General features: G+C 69.1%; 14 protein-coding genes. 5 read left to right on the top strand and 9 right to left on the bottom strand.

Going from position 1 to position 15027, the window contains the following annotated elements; genetic code table 11:
* Positions 1-5: 5 nt before the first annotated feature.
* The 4 genes from ACMCNN_RS00320 (at position 6) to ACMCNN_RS00335 (ending at position 3631) form a co-directional block, all read left to right on the top strand.
* Positions 6-269 carry a hypothetical protein gene (locus ACMCNN_RS00320; RefSeq protein ID WP_412744176.1) on the top strand — a complete coding sequence of 88 codons (264 nt, stop codon included), beginning with the start codon at positions 6-8 and terminating at the stop codon, positions 267-269.
* A gap of 115 nt (positions 270-384) precedes the next feature.
* Positions 385-1035, top strand: a complete 651-nt coding sequence (locus tag ACMCNN_RS00325; RefSeq protein WP_412746992.1) for a polymorphic toxin-type HINT domain-containing protein — start codon at positions 385-387, stop codon at positions 1033-1035.
* A 5-nt stretch (positions 1036-1040) separates the two neighbouring features.
* Complete coding sequence (locus ACMCNN_RS00330) at positions 1041-1397, top strand: hypothetical protein (protein WP_412744177.1); 357 nt, start codon at positions 1041-1043, stop codon at positions 1395-1397.
* Between the two features lie 830 nt (positions 1398-2227).
* Entirely contained in the window at positions 2228-3631 is a 1404-nt protein-coding gene (locus ACMCNN_RS00335; protein WP_412744178.1) for a WD40 repeat domain-containing protein, read from the top strand.
* 40 nt (positions 3632-3671) lie between these two features.
* Here ACMCNN_RS00335 and ACMCNN_RS00340 read toward each other — a convergent pair whose 3' ends face one another.
* From ACMCNN_RS00340 to ACMCNN_RS00380, 9 genes are all read right to left on the bottom strand, one after another.
* Positions 3672-4346 carry an endonuclease V gene (locus ACMCNN_RS00340; protein ID WP_412744179.1) on the bottom strand — a complete coding sequence of 225 codons (675 nt, stop codon included), beginning with the start codon at positions 4344-4346 and terminating at the stop codon, positions 3672-3674.
* A 31-nt stretch (positions 4347-4377) separates the two neighbouring features.
* Positions 4378-4896: a hypothetical protein gene (locus tag ACMCNN_RS00345; protein WP_412744180.1), complete on the bottom strand. Its 519-nt coding sequence runs from the start codon at positions 4894-4896 to the stop codon at positions 4378-4380.
* Positions 4897-4990: 94 nt separating this feature from the next.
* Entirely contained in the window at positions 4991-5617 is a 627-nt protein-coding gene (locus ACMCNN_RS00350) for a GTP-binding protein (protein WP_412744181.1), read from the bottom strand.
* Entirely contained in the window at positions 5598-6068 is a 471-nt protein-coding gene (locus tag ACMCNN_RS00355) for a DUF742 domain-containing protein (RefSeq protein WP_412744182.1), read from the bottom strand. Before ACMCNN_RS00355 ends, ACMCNN_RS00350 begins: the two co-directional genes overlap by 20 nt.
* On the bottom strand, positions 6065-6535 hold the full coding sequence (locus ACMCNN_RS00360; protein ID WP_130509633.1) for a roadblock/LC7 domain-containing protein: 471 nt from the start codon (positions 6533-6535) through the stop codon (positions 6065-6067). Before ACMCNN_RS00360 ends, ACMCNN_RS00355 begins: the two co-directional genes overlap by 4 nt.
* Positions 6532-9465, bottom strand: coding sequence for an ATP-binding protein (locus tag ACMCNN_RS00365; RefSeq protein WP_412744183.1), 2934 nt, complete (start codon positions 9463-9465; stop codon positions 6532-6534). The genes ACMCNN_RS00360 and ACMCNN_RS00365 overlap by 4 nt, the downstream gene beginning before the upstream one ends.
* Positions 9452-10540: a hypothetical protein gene (locus tag ACMCNN_RS00370; RefSeq protein WP_412744184.1), complete on the bottom strand. Its 1089-nt coding sequence runs from the start codon at positions 10538-10540 to the stop codon at positions 9452-9454. Before ACMCNN_RS00370 ends, ACMCNN_RS00365 begins: the two co-directional genes overlap by 14 nt.
* A gap of 628 nt (positions 10541-11168) precedes the next feature.
* A complete protein-coding gene (locus ACMCNN_RS00375) occupies positions 11169-12839 on the bottom strand; it encodes a DUF885 domain-containing protein (protein WP_412744185.1) in 1671 nt (556 codons plus the stop codon).
* 39 nt (positions 12840-12878) lie between these two features.
* Positions 12879-13943 (bottom strand): PHP domain-containing protein, encoded by a 1065-nt coding sequence (locus ACMCNN_RS00380; protein WP_412744186.1) that lies wholly within the window; start codon positions 13941-13943, stop codon positions 12879-12881.
* A gap of 55 nt (positions 13944-13998) precedes the next feature.
* On the opposite strand from ACMCNN_RS00380, the gene mtnA reads away from it, so the two are divergent.
* A complete protein-coding gene (gene mtnA, locus ACMCNN_RS00385; RefSeq protein ID WP_412744187.1) occupies positions 13999-15024 on the top strand; it encodes an S-methyl-5-thioribose-1-phosphate isomerase in 1026 nt (341 codons plus the stop codon).
* Positions 15025-15027: the final 3 nt, after the last annotated feature.

Consider the following 15027-nt stretch of genomic DNA (forward strand, 5'->3'; position numbering starts at 1 on the left):
CAGGCATGGTTTTGCGTTTACATCAAGAGTTTGACGGCGCCGTGGTTGCGGTTCATCCGTGGGGCCTCGAGGTCGAGTTTGAAGGCGGCACGCGAGGCCTGATCGACAACACCAAGGATCCCGCATGGCCCTCGGGTGACCGGTCTTCCATCGTTGGAGAGGTGCTCCACGTCGTCGTGATTGACGATCAGCGCGATCCGGTCCGACTGAGCGCCCTCGATGTGGACCTGGAAATAGCTCGGACGATGAGACCCGAGGTCGGTGGATAGCCAGGCTGTCAAGATCCCTAAGATGCCCTGTCGGAATTGTTCCGACAGGGCATCTTGATGTCAGCGATCCGTATGGCGATAGTCTCGCTAGAAGGTCGACCTCACTCACCTCAACATCGATCGCGCTCTTTCGGACGTCACCGTTAAGGATGGAAGCGGGCGGACCTCCACGCTGCGGACCACGCAGCATCACCCGTTCTGGAACAAGACATACAAGAACTGGTCCTACGCGAGGGACCTTAAGCCGGGCACCGAGCTCAAGGTCGCACGCATGGGTTCGGTCGTGGTCACCGGAGTCCGTAATCACGTCGGCCTGAAGGTGATGCGGGACCTTACCGTCGCCGATCTTCACACCTATTTTGTGGTCGCAGGGACGACGCCCGTCCTGGTGCACAACTGCAACCCCGGCCTAGCCACTGTCAATTACTACCCAGGGGTCGGGCGAAGCGGACACTTCAGCATTGAGGTAACTAACGGGTCCGAGGTAGAGCACATGCACCTCATGCCCTACGACGGCACTGCGATGGTTAGCCGGGTACCGGATCATGGATTGCCGGCGCCGGCAATGTCGCACACCTTTGAACTGCCGGACGGTGATGCTGCATTGGCTCATATGCGGTCCCAAGTTGGCAACCAGGGAGAATACAATGCGCTTAGCAACAGCTGCCTGACGTTCTGTACCAGGACGCTTGCGAAGGGTGGAGTGAATGCGCCGACGGACAAGGCTGCAATTCCATGGATTCGCCGGGTCTTTTCGGGAGGATGATCACATTGAGTGATGCGCTTGTTCGGAATTCCCGGATGCTTGCCATCTTTGCCGAGATTCTCCACGGCCCGCAAGGGCACCTGCGGGCCGTGGAGATCGTAGGACGAGGGATCTCGGCAGAGGTCCGATGTACGTTGGCTACACTTGCCGACAAAAGGGATAACTTGGCTAGATCCGAGGAAGCTGCGATCCAGGAGTCTCTGTCCTACGCCGAGCGCCTCATCGAGCTCGGTGAAATTGAGGACTCGCTCGTCGATATATGGCAACGTCGGCGCGCGGACGGTCTTGACGATCGAGCATTCGAGCTGGCGTTGGAGGGAATTGTCAATCGTCTCGAGGAATGGCCACTCGAACGCGGTTGACGAAGGTGGACGAGCGAGTCGGATGGCCGACTCGCTCGTTTCGTCTTTCCGTGTTGGTCGCGCGATGATAGAAGTATGATCGAGCGTCTTACCGGCGGCGTTCGTCGAAGCTGACTCGCAATCCCGCAGCTGCATACCGCTTACTGAGGGCGGGCTCGTAGGTATCTTGATTACCATGGCGCCTATGCGTAGCAACCGCGAGGCGATGTGCGAAGCCGGGAACGCATGGATTGGCGAGGAGATGTAATGACATCTACAAATTCGCCATCGCACGGTTCAACGTGCGGCATTTGTGGGGCGCCGCTGGATGATCGCCACGGCGTGTGAGTTTCGCGATGGTTCCGATGGGAAGGCAAGAGGGTTGAGTGCCTTTGTCGTCGGCAAGCGAGGTGGAATCGCGGAGTTCCGTGAGGCTGATGGAGACCCGAAGGTGCGTAAGACAGATGCGGCCATGCTGACGTTGAATTTGGGCGTCGACGAGTCCACCCTTACTGAGCGCCGTTTCAGCTGCTGGGTAGCACCAGCCGAGTACGGCGTTGTCAGGAGCGACTTCAAGCTCATCGTCGTCTCACGAGCCGCCCGCACTGCCAGGTCGAGCCTCGCGCGGCGTGCGAATTCTCCCTCGGGCAAACTCTCAAAGCCCACACCAGCGATGGAGGGGTGAGGGACCCCTGCGCCAGCGTACCTAACCTGGTGCAGCCTGCGAAGGTAGTCGGCGCTGGCGCACTGATCAACCTGGCCACAGACTCGGCCCAGGGGAACATTCACAGCCTGGGTGACGCAAGCGGCCCGGCTGCTTGACCGTCCGGAACTAGAGGAGGACCGCCGCTGTGGCCAGCCCGGTGCTATCCCCCACCTATGCAGCCATGGCAATAGACCTCGACGGAGCGTCTATTGCCATGGCGGACCACGGGTCCAACTGTTGGGTGTGGCAGCCCGAAGGTCAGGGAGCGACCACAGCGGTCGACCTCGATGACGCGACAGTCCAGGCATTGGACTTCGATCCGGTATCGCACAGGCTCGCCCTGGGCTGTGCTGATGGCGCCGTCTGGCTGTGGGGCGACCGAGGCGCTGTGCGCCTCGCGTCCGGCTCTGGTTCGGCGATTCGCTCCATTCGCTGGATGGGCCACGACGCCGTTGTTGCGGCGACGCAGGATGGTCGGGCGCGAGGTTACGTCGCATCCGACGGCCGCATCTGGTCGGATTTCGACACCGCGGACCCGAATTCCGGATTCGGACGCGCGATTCGGTCGACTGCCATTGATTCGTCCACTCGTCAACTGGTCACCGGCAATCAAGGTGGACGGGTGGCTGTCTGGGATATGGCGAGTGGGCGGCTGCTTCGAGAACTGCAGGGGCATGGCGGGTGGATCGGAACGCTCTCGGTAAGCCCTGACGGGGCTGGGGTAGCGGCAGGTAATCGGGACGGAATCGTCACCGTCTGGGGCACCCAAGGATCTACAAGGACCGAATTCAAGGCGCACGTGGAGGCCGTTCGGGCATCGGACTTCGATCCGCGCCGCGGCTACTTGGCCACCGGAGGCAACGATCGCCTGGTCCGGGTGTGGAATTGGCGCACTCAGACTCTGGTGGCGGAGCTGGCCGGTCTCAACGGCTGGGTCATCGACGTTCGTTTCATGCCGAACGGTGACGTCGTCGCCGGAGATGCCGACGGCGTTCTGACGCGGTGGGAACTGCCCAGCGGCAGAATTCTTTCGCGCAGTCGCTTCGTGGATCCCCGACTTGAGATGCCCGAGCGCTCAGACGATCGGCAGAACTCGTCATGGCAACTCATCGCGAATCAGTACGACTGGTCTTCGTTGAGGTGTGGTTGCCCGCGCGGCGCCAGGCATGTCCCCGAGGACTTCGCCAGGCTGGTGGAGGCGCAGAATGAGGACGACGCGTCCGGCGATGGTCTTGTTGATGACGTGGAAACGCAGTCCATGCTCTTTGAAGCTGCTGTTCCGGTTGCCGCCATGATTGTCGCGGCGCTGCGAGACGGCAGTATCTCGGCTCCCGCCCGCCTACGGATGTTCAGGCTGCTGAACTCGCTCGTGAACGGCGAATCCTCTTTCATCGAGGCGGAACTCGGCAGGCCGTCTCTCGAAGACGAATGTCGCAGTGCCGCAATCGACTGTGTGGAGCTGTGTAGGCAGGAGATTGCGAAGCCGACCGCCCCCGGCGCGGCAGATCATGCACAAGAGATTCTTGAGGCGTACGACATCTTCGAGTAGGACGCGGTCGGAGCGCTATCCACCTCTCCCCAGCGGACGATCACGTACGAGTGTTGCGTAGAGCCTCGCGGGAGAAGAAGTCGGCCTTGCGGGTGGCCTCCGGAATTCGGAAGCGGCCACTCAACGCCAGCGTCAGCTCGGTCGCCTGATCGAGTCCGACCCGGTGTCCCACCGAGACGAACACAGGCTTGATCCCCGTCTGGGTCCGCAACGCGCGTCCGAGCACTTCCTCCCCTTCGACCAGCGGGGACCAGTCACCCCGCTGTTGCCCAGGCTCGAGGAACCCGGCCGTGAAGGCCGTCTTGGCCACGCCGAACGATGGCAGGCCGGTCAGTACGCCCAGATGACATGCCAACCCGAACCGCCGGGGATGGGCGATCCCGTACCCGTCGCAGATCAGCACCTCGGGCCGGGTCGCGAGCATGCCGAGCGCGTCGAGCAGAATCGGCACCTCGCGGAAGGCCAGCAACCCCGGCACGTACGGAAAAGCAGCCTCACCATGGGCGATGGCGCTCTCCCGGACCTCCAGCGTCGCCACGTCGATGACCACCGCCGCGGCGGCCACCCGTGGCGAGCCGACCTCGTACGACACGTCGAGACCCACCACCGATGCCGGCATCACCGCCAGGCGATCCGTCAGGTCGAGTCGATCTCGTAAAGAGGCCTGGATGCGCTCGGCGTCGGCCGGATCCCGAGGCGCTTCGTAGCCGATCATCGGGCTACAGTCCGATTCCACCTCGTGGCGGTCAGTCGGGCAGGGAGTCGCGCAACAGGGTGGGATTGTCGCGGATCAGGGCGGCGAGACGCCTCGCAGCCTGCTCCGTATCTTCGGGCCGAACCTTGAGCGGCACGGGCTCCGGCATCGGCTGCGGCGCGGCGTACCCATGGCTCTGATCGGCGGCCCGGGCCGCCTCCTGGCCGTGCGCGGCCGGGAAGGATGCGGGCTCGTCGATCGGCTCGCCCACCGCGATGTCGAAGTCGGCGGCCCGCGGCCCGTCCGACGAATCATCGCCGGCACGCACCGCCACGGTGTGATCCGCGCTGACCTGGACGACCCCATCCTCGACCGCGAAGTGCAGCAGCACCGGATCCCCGGCGCCCTCCACCCCCACGGTCACCGCAAGCTCCTGATTACGGCCCACGACCGCGGCGATCGCCTCGACCAGCTCCGTCACCGCGGCTGGAGTCGCCTCCCCCGCGGCGCGGCGGCGCAGCTCATCGCGGCGCGCCAGCTTGTCCAGCGCGTCGTCCAGTCCGCCCCGCATGCCCCTGTCCTCCCGTCAGGTTGCTGCCTCTCACAACTTTGCACGCTCAACAGCCGTCATGGGAACCCGCGTCGGCCGAACGTCCGGCGCAACCTTACGTCGACTTCATTTTCAGGGCTCGATCGAGGGCACGATCAAGTACCACGAGCAGGGCATCCCGGACGGAGCCGCGGAACCTCGCGTCGAAGGACAGAACGGGTACGTCCGCGGGGACGGCCAGCGCCCAGCGGACCTCGTCGAGGGTGTAGCTGAGCTGCCCATTGAACGTGTTGACCCCCACCACGAACGGCATGCCGGCCCGCTCGAAGTAGTCGACGGCCGGGTAGCAGTCGTCGATCCGGTTCGTGTCCACCACCACGAGTGCGCCCAGCGCGCCGCGGACCAGGTCGTCCCACATGAACGAGAAGCGCGACTGGCCGGGGGTGCCGAACAGGTACAGCTTCAGCGTGTCGTCGATCGTCACGCAGCCGAAGTCCATGGCGACGGTGGTGCTGGTCTTCGCCGTCTCCGGGTTCGGGGTGTCGACGCCGACCGACTCCATGGTCATCTCGGCCTCGGTGCGCAGCGGCGCGATCTCGGAGATGGCACCCACGGTCGTCGTCTTGCCGACGCCGAAGCCGCCGGCGATGACAATCTTGACGGGTACGGGCGCGGCGCCCGGCTTGCGACCGCTCGGCACGCGGGCAGTGCCGACGACGCGGTCAGAGGGCTCGAAGTCCACGGATCACTCGCATGATGGTGTCGGGGTCGGGGAACTCGTCGTCCAGCACGTGGATGTCCACGTAGCCGGCCGCATGCAGGTCGCTGACAAGGATGCGGGTCACGCCGAGGTGGAGCCTGAGCCGTGCGGAGATCTCCGCGACGGACAGCGACTCCTGGCAGAGGCCGACGATGGCCCGCTGTTCGGGGGAGAGCCGGTCGGGCACCACTCCGGGGCGGAGGGTGACCTGGGTTTCCATCCCGATCGCGGGGTCGGCCGCGTTGACCCGCCCGGAGGTGATGACGAACGGCCGCAATGCGGTCGTCTGCTCACCGGGCGGGTGCTCCTCGGTGTGGGCCGGTGCGAAGTACTCGCTGGTCGGCCGCTCGTATGGGGCGCCCGACTGCAGGAACGGCCGGACCCCGGTCGCCACGCGGGGTGCCGGGTCGTCGGAGCCGGGCGCGGTGTTCATTGCTGGACGGCGTTCTTCAGCTCAGCGATGAGACGGGGGCTGAGCGCACCACCGGCACGGGTGGCGAACAGCGTCATCTCGTACGCGAGGGTGCCGAGGTTGGCGCTGCGGTCGGCGATGACGCCGAGCACCGACCCGGCGCTGATGGCCGTGACCAGCAGGTAGCCGTCGGCCATGTCGATGATGACCCGGTTCAGGCTGCCCAGCGCGTACCAGGCGGCGGCGCCGCCGGCGAGGCTGGTGACGCCGGAGACGACAGCGGCCAGCCGTTCGGCGTTCGACCGGTCCTTGCTGTTCGACATCGCCATCAGCAGGCCATCGGAGGAAACGGCGATGGCTTCGCGGACCCCCGCGGTCCCGGAGGTGAAGGAATCCAGCAGCCAGTTGAACGTCTTCGCTTCGGCGCTCAGTTGCGCGTTTGCGAAGTCGCGTCCGTTGCCGGTGTCCGTGGAGTAGGGGGAAGTCATCGCGGTTGTCCCTCGTGTTGTGGCTGGGTTTCATTGAGTGCGGATGCGACGCCGTGCTCGAACTGTTCGATCAGAGCCCGGGCAGCCTCGGGGTCGAGAGGCTGGGCCGGTGACGCGGGTGGCGCCTGGTTCGTAGGGCTGGTGACCGGCAGCGAGGCACCGGGCACCCGCCTGGCCAGCGGGGGATGGCCCGTCGTGGCCGGCGGCGGGCTCGCCTCGGCCGGCGGGGCCTCGTATTGCGGCCGCCCGGCCTCGAACGGAGGCTGGCTGACCGCCGGTGCCGCTTGGCCGGTTCCGAACGACGGATATCCCGCCACTGGTTCGGCTCCGCCGTCGAATCCCGGAGCGGAATAACTCGGCGGGGCCGCGGCGTCGGCCTCCATCACGTCCCACTGGGCGCGCGACACCCCGGCCTCGAAGGCCGCGAGGGCGTCGCGGGCCGCGAGTGCGTCGTCCGAGGTGGGCGGCGCGGTGCGTGGCGTCGGGCCGGTCTCGGTCGGCATGTGGCTGCCGGGCACCCGGCGGCGCAGCGGGGTCGCCCCGCCGCCGCGCGGCAGATCGGGGGCCGGGCTGTGCGGCGCGACACTCGGCGCGGGCAGCGACGGCGGACCGGCGAGGGCGTGCGGCGACGGGGCCGCGTACGCCGAGCCCGCGAGGGCCTGGGGTACGGGCAGCTCCGGCTGCCGCTGCCGGGGCAGCACCATCTCCGTCTGGGCGGGCTGGACGAGCCGGCCCTCCAGCTCGGGCAGCGCAGCCGGGTGCCGCCCCGCGATCGGGACACCCATGTCGTACGCGTGTGCGCGCGGCTGGTGGTCGAGCACGGGCTCCGCGTCGTACACGGTGTCGTCCACGTACCGGTCCGACCCCGCCCCGATCGCGGCCTGGCCGGCCGCCAGCGCGAACGCGTTCCAGGTCAGCGCGGCCTCGATCGTCTCGGTGGCCCGGCTCAGCTTGTTCGCGTCGAACGGCTGGGTGCTGCCCGGCGCATGCCGGCCGGCGGCGCCCGCGATGAGCGTCGGCAGCTCGGTGGTGTGGTGGCCGACGACCGACGCCTGGATCGGCGCGGCCGGCACGGCCTCCGCGTGGGTGATCAGGTGCGCGGGCTGCAGGTCGAGCCACGCGGTGACACCGCCGTCGGGGGTCTCGGTGAGGGTCACCTCGATGCCGTGCCGCCGGGCCAGGCGGCCGACGACGAACAGGCCGAGCACCTCGGTGGGCGCCAGGTCGAGGCGTTCGCGGCGGGTCAGCCGGGCGTTCTCCTCGGTCATGCGCTCCGGGGACAGGCCGAGGCCGTGGTCGACGATGGCCAGCCGGGCGCCGCCGCGCAGTTCCGTCGCGGTTGCGGTGACCCTGGTGTGCGGCGGGGAGAACGACGTGGCGTTCTCCATCAGCTCCGCCAGGATCAGGGTCAGGTCGGCCACCAGCGACGGCACGACCACGATCTCCTCGGGGAGGTCCAGGTCGACGCGGGTGTAGTCCTCGATCTCACCGAGGGCGAGCCGGACGACGTCGGACAGCGCCAGCGGGGCCATGTGCTCGTTGGCACCGGCGCCACCGGAGAGCACGACCAGCGAGCCCGCGTTTCGGCGCAGACGGCTGGACAGGTGGTCGAGCCGGTACAGCTCGCGCAGGCGCTCGGTGTCGGTCTCGCGCCGCTCCAGGTTGTCGATCAGCGCCAGCTGGCGGCCGACCAGGTTCTGCGTACGGCGGCCGACGTGGCCGAACATCTGCGCCACGTTGCGGCGACCGACGGCCTGCCGCTCGACCAGCCGCGCCGCGGTGGTCTGCACCCGGTCGAACGCGCGGGCCAGGTCGCCGATCTCGTCGCGGCCCGCCACGTCGACCTCGTCGAGGCGGATGGGCCGGACGTGGTCGGTGTCGTCGTCGGCGACGCGCTGCAGTTCGGCCTCGGCCTCGCGGGCAACCCGGTCGGCGGAGGCGGTCAGGTGACGCAGCGGACGGGCGACCGCGCCCGCCATCAGGATGCTGAGGCCGATGACGACGACGAGGATGACCAGCGAGCCGCCACCGACGCTGTACGCCGTACCGATGGCGTCCTGCCGCGTCTGGGTGACAGCGGTGGTCACGTCCGCGGCGATCCGCTTCTCCATGAAGCCGCCGATGACGGAGATGGAGCGCAGCGACGGGAACAGCGTCTTGATATTGAGCGACTTGGCCGCGGTGAGCGGGTCGGTCGTGCCGTACTGGAAGAAGGCCGGGCCCAGCCGGGTGACGAACGCTTCCCGGGCGCCGATGTACAGCTTGTACTGCGCCTCGGTGAAGTACGGCCGAGTGTTCGCGAAGACCTGCTGCAGCTGGACGAACGCCACGGAGAACCGGCCGAGCACGGACTGCTGCTTGGTGATGACGGACGGGACCAGGTAGCCGGCGATCTGGCTGATCAGCTCATCGGTACGCAGCGCCTGGTCGAGCGCGAACACCTGCCGGCCGGTCGCGGTGGTGAGGTCGGCCCGCTGGTACAGCCCGAGCTGCTCGAAGACCTGCTGGATGACGGTGGTGAACTCGGAGACGATCACCTCGGGCGGGATCGCCCGGTTGCGGACGTTCAGCCGGGTGTTGTCGAGCTTCGACAGGTTGGCGATCGCCCGCCGCAGTCCCAGCGGGAGGTCCTTGCCCTTGCCGCGCAGCTGCTGGACGCGGTCCTTGGCCTTGGCGGTCTGCACGGACAGTTCGGGCAGCGGGACGAGCCCGTAGAAGTATCCGACCGAGAGCAGGCGTTCCTCCTGCAGCTCCTGCACCGTGGTGCCGGCGTCGACGGCGAGCGCGACCAGGTCGGCGACCTTCTGCGCGTCGCGGGCGACGGTGATGCGGTCGGCGATGATGGGCACGCTGAGGCCCACGACGGCGAGCAGCGGGACGAGGATGAGCAGGGCGAGCTTGCCCCGCATGCGCAAGCTACCGAAGAACACCGGACCGCTCCCGCTGAGTCGGGGCGTCGCCATACGCCGGCGCCTGGTTCAGGTGGCCGTAGCCGGGCTCGGGGCCGGGACGGCCCATGCCGCGCGTGGCGTCCGAACCGGCCGGGGCCGGGGCGGGACGGGCGGAGGGTGCCCGGCGTCGCCCGGCGAGGTGCATGGCGGCGGCCACGAGCGTCAGTGCCAGCACGGCGATCCCGGCGGTCAGGATGCCGGCGTGGCGCAGGTCGAGGCTGTCGAGCCGGTCGTCGAGCAGGTTGGTCGTCTCGCGGGCCACCACGCCGGAGAGCGCAGCCAGGGAGGTCTGCAGCTGCGCCTGCGCGGTGGCCATGGTGGCGGGGTTCGGGATGCCGCCGGGGTTCGCGCCACGGGTCAGTGCCTCGACGCCACGCCGGAACTGGTCCAGGGTGCTCACCAGCTGGCCGCTGAGCGTCGTGCTGCTGGTGTTCTCGGCCGCGGCCTGCAGGTTGTCGGTGAGGTTGTCGACCGAGGCGGTGACGAACTCCACGGACGCGCCGAACTGGGGGGTGAGCACCGCACGCCGGGCGGGGGTGGCGCCGGTGACCAGCAGCGCCAGGTCGCCCATGCGGCTCACCTGCGTGACCGTCGTGGGCAGGTCCACGGCGACGACCTGCTGCAGGTGCGACACGTCGTTGTCCGGGTCGCGCAGCAGCCCCGACTCCGCCTGTACGGAGGTGTACAGCGCCAGTGCCAGGTCGCCGACCTCGACGTGCGCCTGGAAGATCGCCTCGGCGTCGCCCTTGATGGTCTTGAACTTGCCGATCTTCTCGCGCAGGGTCGTCCACCGCTCACGGGTGCCGAGATCCGCGCCGAGGCGGGCGTCGACCGCGGAGACGTTGGTGACAGCGGTGGTCAGCGAGGCGGGCGGGGCCGCGACGCCCTGCAGCGCCGAGGACTCCGCCTCGGCCAGGCCGCTGACCAGCGGCGCCAGGGCGCTCAGGTACTCCACGCCCTGCCGCTCCCGCTGGGTGCTGTCCCGGCGGTCCTGGTTGTCGTTCCAGACCCACGCGAAGAGGCAGCCTGCCGGAACCAGTATCAGAACCGTCAAAACAGCCGCCACGGCGGATCGCAAGTGGTTTGGCCGGTGATTCACCGTGACTGACATTGCCTTCGTCCTTCGCCATGCAGCGCCGGCCACCGTTTGATGGCTACGTTCCGTAGCCGGACGGGCGCACCGATCCGGGTGAATCTATCCGAGAAACAATCATGAGGCCCCTTTCCAAGGGTCAGAGTTGAGTCGTCTGATCGGGGGATACGCCGCGGGCCCCGAGTGGCTGTAGCGGGCTCCAGGTCCGGCCGAAGGGTGTGAAGGTGCTGGATACGGGCGGGGTGTGCCAGCACGGGACAGAGTCGCGACAAGCGCGTCCGAGCATCGGAGCGGCTCCACAGTGGAGTAAGATGGATCACTCATGCAAAGTTACCGTTAAGTAGCTGTAAAACCACCCTGCGTGAGATTCCTGCGGAGCGTGCTCGCATGATCACGCGTGTCAGATTCACGCTCTCTCAGAATGTGGGACAAAACGTGGGATCGGCCCGGCGTACGAGGCCGCGTCGACCGGGCCGAGGCGCGTTTCGCCCGGAAATGGGTAGACCCGGCCCGGACCCGCCGCTCAGCCAGTGCGAGCGCGCGACCGGACCGGGCCTGTCCGCCGGTAGCGGCGGGCGGCTCGCGGCGGTCAGATCCGGGCGAGTGCCCGGCGGAACGGATCGAGACCCAGCGAACCCAGGTTCAGCGCGTCGCGGTGGAACGCGCGCAGGTCGAACGCGGCACCGTGGCGGGCCTTGGCGTCGTCACGCGCCTGCAACCAGATGCGCTCACCGACCTTGTACGAGGGGGCCTGGCCGGGCCAGCCGAGGTACCGCTTCCACTCGAAACGGAGCACCTCGTCCTCCATCCGGCAGTGCGCGCGCAGGAACTCCCAGCCCAGCTCCGGAGTCCAGCGCTCACCGGGGTGGAAGCCGAACGGGTTGTCGCGGGGGATCTCCAACTCCAGGTGCATCCCGATGTCCACGATGACCCGGGTGGCACGCAGCGCCTGGCCGTCCAGCATGCCGAGCCGGTCACCCGGATCGGCGAGATAGCCCAGATCGTCCATCAGGCGCTCCGCGTACAGGGCCCAGCCCTCGCCGTGGCCGGACGACCAGCACAGCAGCCGCTGCCAGCGGTTGAGCAACTCGGCGCGGACCTGTGTCTGGGCGACCTGCAGGTGATGCCCCGGCACCCCCTCGTGGTAGACCGTCGTCACCTCGCGCCAGGTGGAGAATTCCGTCATCCCCTCCGGCACCGCCCACCACATCCGCCCGGGACGGCTGAAGTCCTCACTCGGGCCGGTGTAGTAGATCGCGCCGTCGCTGGTCGGGGCGAGGCAGCATTCGATGCGCCGGACCTGCTCGGGAATGTCGAAGTGGGTGCCGTGCAGCTCCGAGATCGCCTTGTCCGCCAAAGCCTGCATCCAGTCGCGGAACGCCTCCTTGCCGGGGATGCGCCGGGCCGGGTCCGCGTCGAGGGTGGCGACCGCCTCGTCGATGCTCGCGCCCGGACCGGCGATCTCCGCCGCCACGGCGCGCATCTCCTGCTCCAGGCGGTGCAACTCCTCGAAGCCCCATGCGTACGTCTCGTGCTGGTCCACCCGGGCGCCGAGGAAGTACTGCGATGCCCGCTCGTACCGTTCGCGGCCCGCGGCCTCCCGGTCGCGGCCGCGCGGCGCCAGCTCCGTACGCAGGAATTCGGCGAAGCCGGCGGTGGCGGCCGTGGCCGCCCCGGCGTTGCGCCGCAGCTCGGCGTCGAGCGCGCCGCCGGCACCCAACCGCCCGGCCAGGCCGTGGAAGAAGTCGTCGCGGGCCGGGTCGGTCCAGGTGTCGCACATGTCGGCCAGCGCCAGCATCTGGGCACGCGCGCTGACGTTGCCCGCGTCGGCCTGCTCCAGCAGGGTGCGCTGGTACTGCGCGACCGCACGGGGGATCTGACCCAGCCGGGCCGCGATGTTGGCGACGGCCTCCTCGCCCTCGGTCGGCATGAGGTCGAAGACCTGGCGGATGCTGTGCATGCCGCTGGCGATGACGCTCAGGTCGCTGGTGGTGTCGCCGGCTTCGTACCGGGTCAGGTCGAGCCCGAGGCGCTCCTGCATGGCGTCCTTCGCCACCGCCTCGCCCGCGCCCGCGGGCTCCAGCGTCGCCAGCTCGGCGAGGGTGCGCCGGGTCAGGTCGGCGCTCGCCGCGTACCCGTCCGGGGAGAAGTCGTCGAGCTGGTCGTCCCGGCCCGGGATGCCGACCCAGGTCGAGCCGATCGGGTTCAGCGGCGCCCACTCGGCGACGTAACGGTTGGCGAGGTCGTCAATCTTTCCCACGCCGCAGACCCTACGGGAGATCACCGACCTCACGCTTCCTCAATCGCCGCCGTGTCCCGCCGTCCAGGCCAGCAGCGCGTCCGCGGGCCAGGTGTTGACCACGCGGTCCGCCGGCACCGCGCACAGCGCCGCCCGTTCGCAGCCGAAGTGCAGCCAGTCCAGCTGGCCGGGCGCGTGCGCGTCGGTGTCGATCGTGAACAGGCAGCCCGCCTCCACCGCCACCCGCAGCATCCGCTTGGGTGGGTCGAGCCGGTCGGGCCGAGAGTTGATCTCCACGGCCTTGCCGTGCTCGACGCAGGCGCCCAGCACCTTGTCGAGGTCGAAGTCGCTGGGTGGGCGGGTCCGCCCGGCGCGATGCCCGCGGTCGCCCGCTCCGGCCGCGGCCACCTTGCGGCCGGTCATATGCCCGAGTACGTCCAGATGCGGGTTGGCGATCGCGGTGAGCATCCGGTGTGTCATCCGGGACGCGTCGTCGCGTAGCCCGCTGTGCACCGAGCCGACCACCACGTCCAGCCGGGCCAGCAGCTCGTCCTCCTGATCGAGGGAGCCGTCCGCCAGGATGTCGACCTCGATCCCGGTCAGTACGCGGAAGCCCTCCGGCAGCGCGTCGTTGAGCCGGGCCACGTGATCCAGCTGGCGGCGCAGCCGGTCCGGGGTCAGCCCCCGGGCCACGGTCAGCCGGGGCGAGTGGTCGGTCAGCACCATGTACTCGTGGCCCAGCTCGACCGCCGCGAGCGCCATCTCCTCGATCGGGGAACCGCCGTCGGACCAGTCGGAGTGGACATGGCAGTCGCCGCGCAACGCCGTACGCAGCGCGGCTGCCGCATCGCCCAGATCGGTGCCCTCGGTCGCGGTCAGCCGTCGCAGGTAGACCGGCTCCTCGCCGGACAGCGACTCGGTGACGCAGCGGGCGGTCACGTCGCCGACCCCGGACAGCTCCGACAGCGTGCCCGCCTCGACGCGCGCCCGCAGCTCCTCGGCGGGCAGGGCGGCGACGGTCGCGGCCGCCGACCGGAACGCGCGCACCCGATAGGTGGCCTCATTGGCCCGTTCCAGCAGGAACGCGATCCGGCGCAGGTCGGCAACGGGATCGCGGGCGCTCACCAGGCCCACGCTAGTGCACGCGGCAGCGGCCGGTCGGCCCGCTAGCGTTGCCGCCATGCGAACGATCGACTGGGCGACCGGGACTGCGGGGCTCGACGCCGGGGGTCCCGACACCGCAGGCGTCGCTGGATTCGACGCCGCGGGATGGATCGAGCTCGTCGACCAGACGGCGCTCCCCGGCGAACTGCGAATCCTGCGCATTGGCACGGTGGCCGAACTGGTCGCGGCCATCCGGTCGCTGGCCGTGCGGGGCGCGCCGGCACTGGGGGTCGCGGGAGCGTTCGGGGTGGCGCTGGCCGCCCGGCAGTTCGCGGGTGACCCGGCCGGGCTGGCGGCGGCCGTACACGAGATCGAGACCGCCCGCCCGACGGCGGTGAACCTGGCCCGCGGCGCCCGGCGGGCCGCGGCGCTGCTGCCCGCCGGTGCGCACGCCGTGCTGCGGGAGGCGTACGCCGTGCGCGACGAGGAGATCGCGTCGTCCGAGGCGATGGCCGTGCGCGGCGCCGACCTGGTGAGCGACCTGTGCGGGACGCGTCCGCGCCTGCTGACCCACTGCAACACCGGGGGCCTGTGCACGGTCACCGTCGGCACGGCGCTGGGAGTCGTCGGTGAACTGCACCGACGCGGCGCGCTGGCCGGGGTGATCGCCAGCGAGACCCGCCCGCTGTTGCAGGGTGCCCGGCTCACCGCGTGGGAGCTGGCGCGCTGGGGGGTCGACTTCCGGGTGGCGGTCGACTCGGCCGGCCCGTTCCTCATGGCTCGGGGCGAGGTCGACGCGGTGATCCTCGGCGCGGACCGGATCTGCGCGAACGGCGACGTCATCAACAAGATCGGGACGTACGCGCACGCCCTGGGCGCACGCCGGGCCGGGCTGCCGTTCCTCGTGGTCGCGCCGGAGTCCACGGTGGATCCGGACACCCCCGACGGCGCCGCGGTCGACATCGAGGACCGGGGCGCCGCCGAGGTGACCACGCTGTCGGACGCGGTCAACCCGGCCTTCGACGTCACGCCGCACGACCTGGTCACCGCGATCGTCACGGACCGGCGGGTGATCCGCCTGGACCGCGGCGAGAGGCCGTGACGC

The organism is Krasilnikovia sp. MM14-A1004, assembly GCF_047159485.1.
Lineage (GTDB): Bacteria > Actinomycetota > Actinomycetes > Mycobacteriales > Micromonosporaceae > Actinoplanes.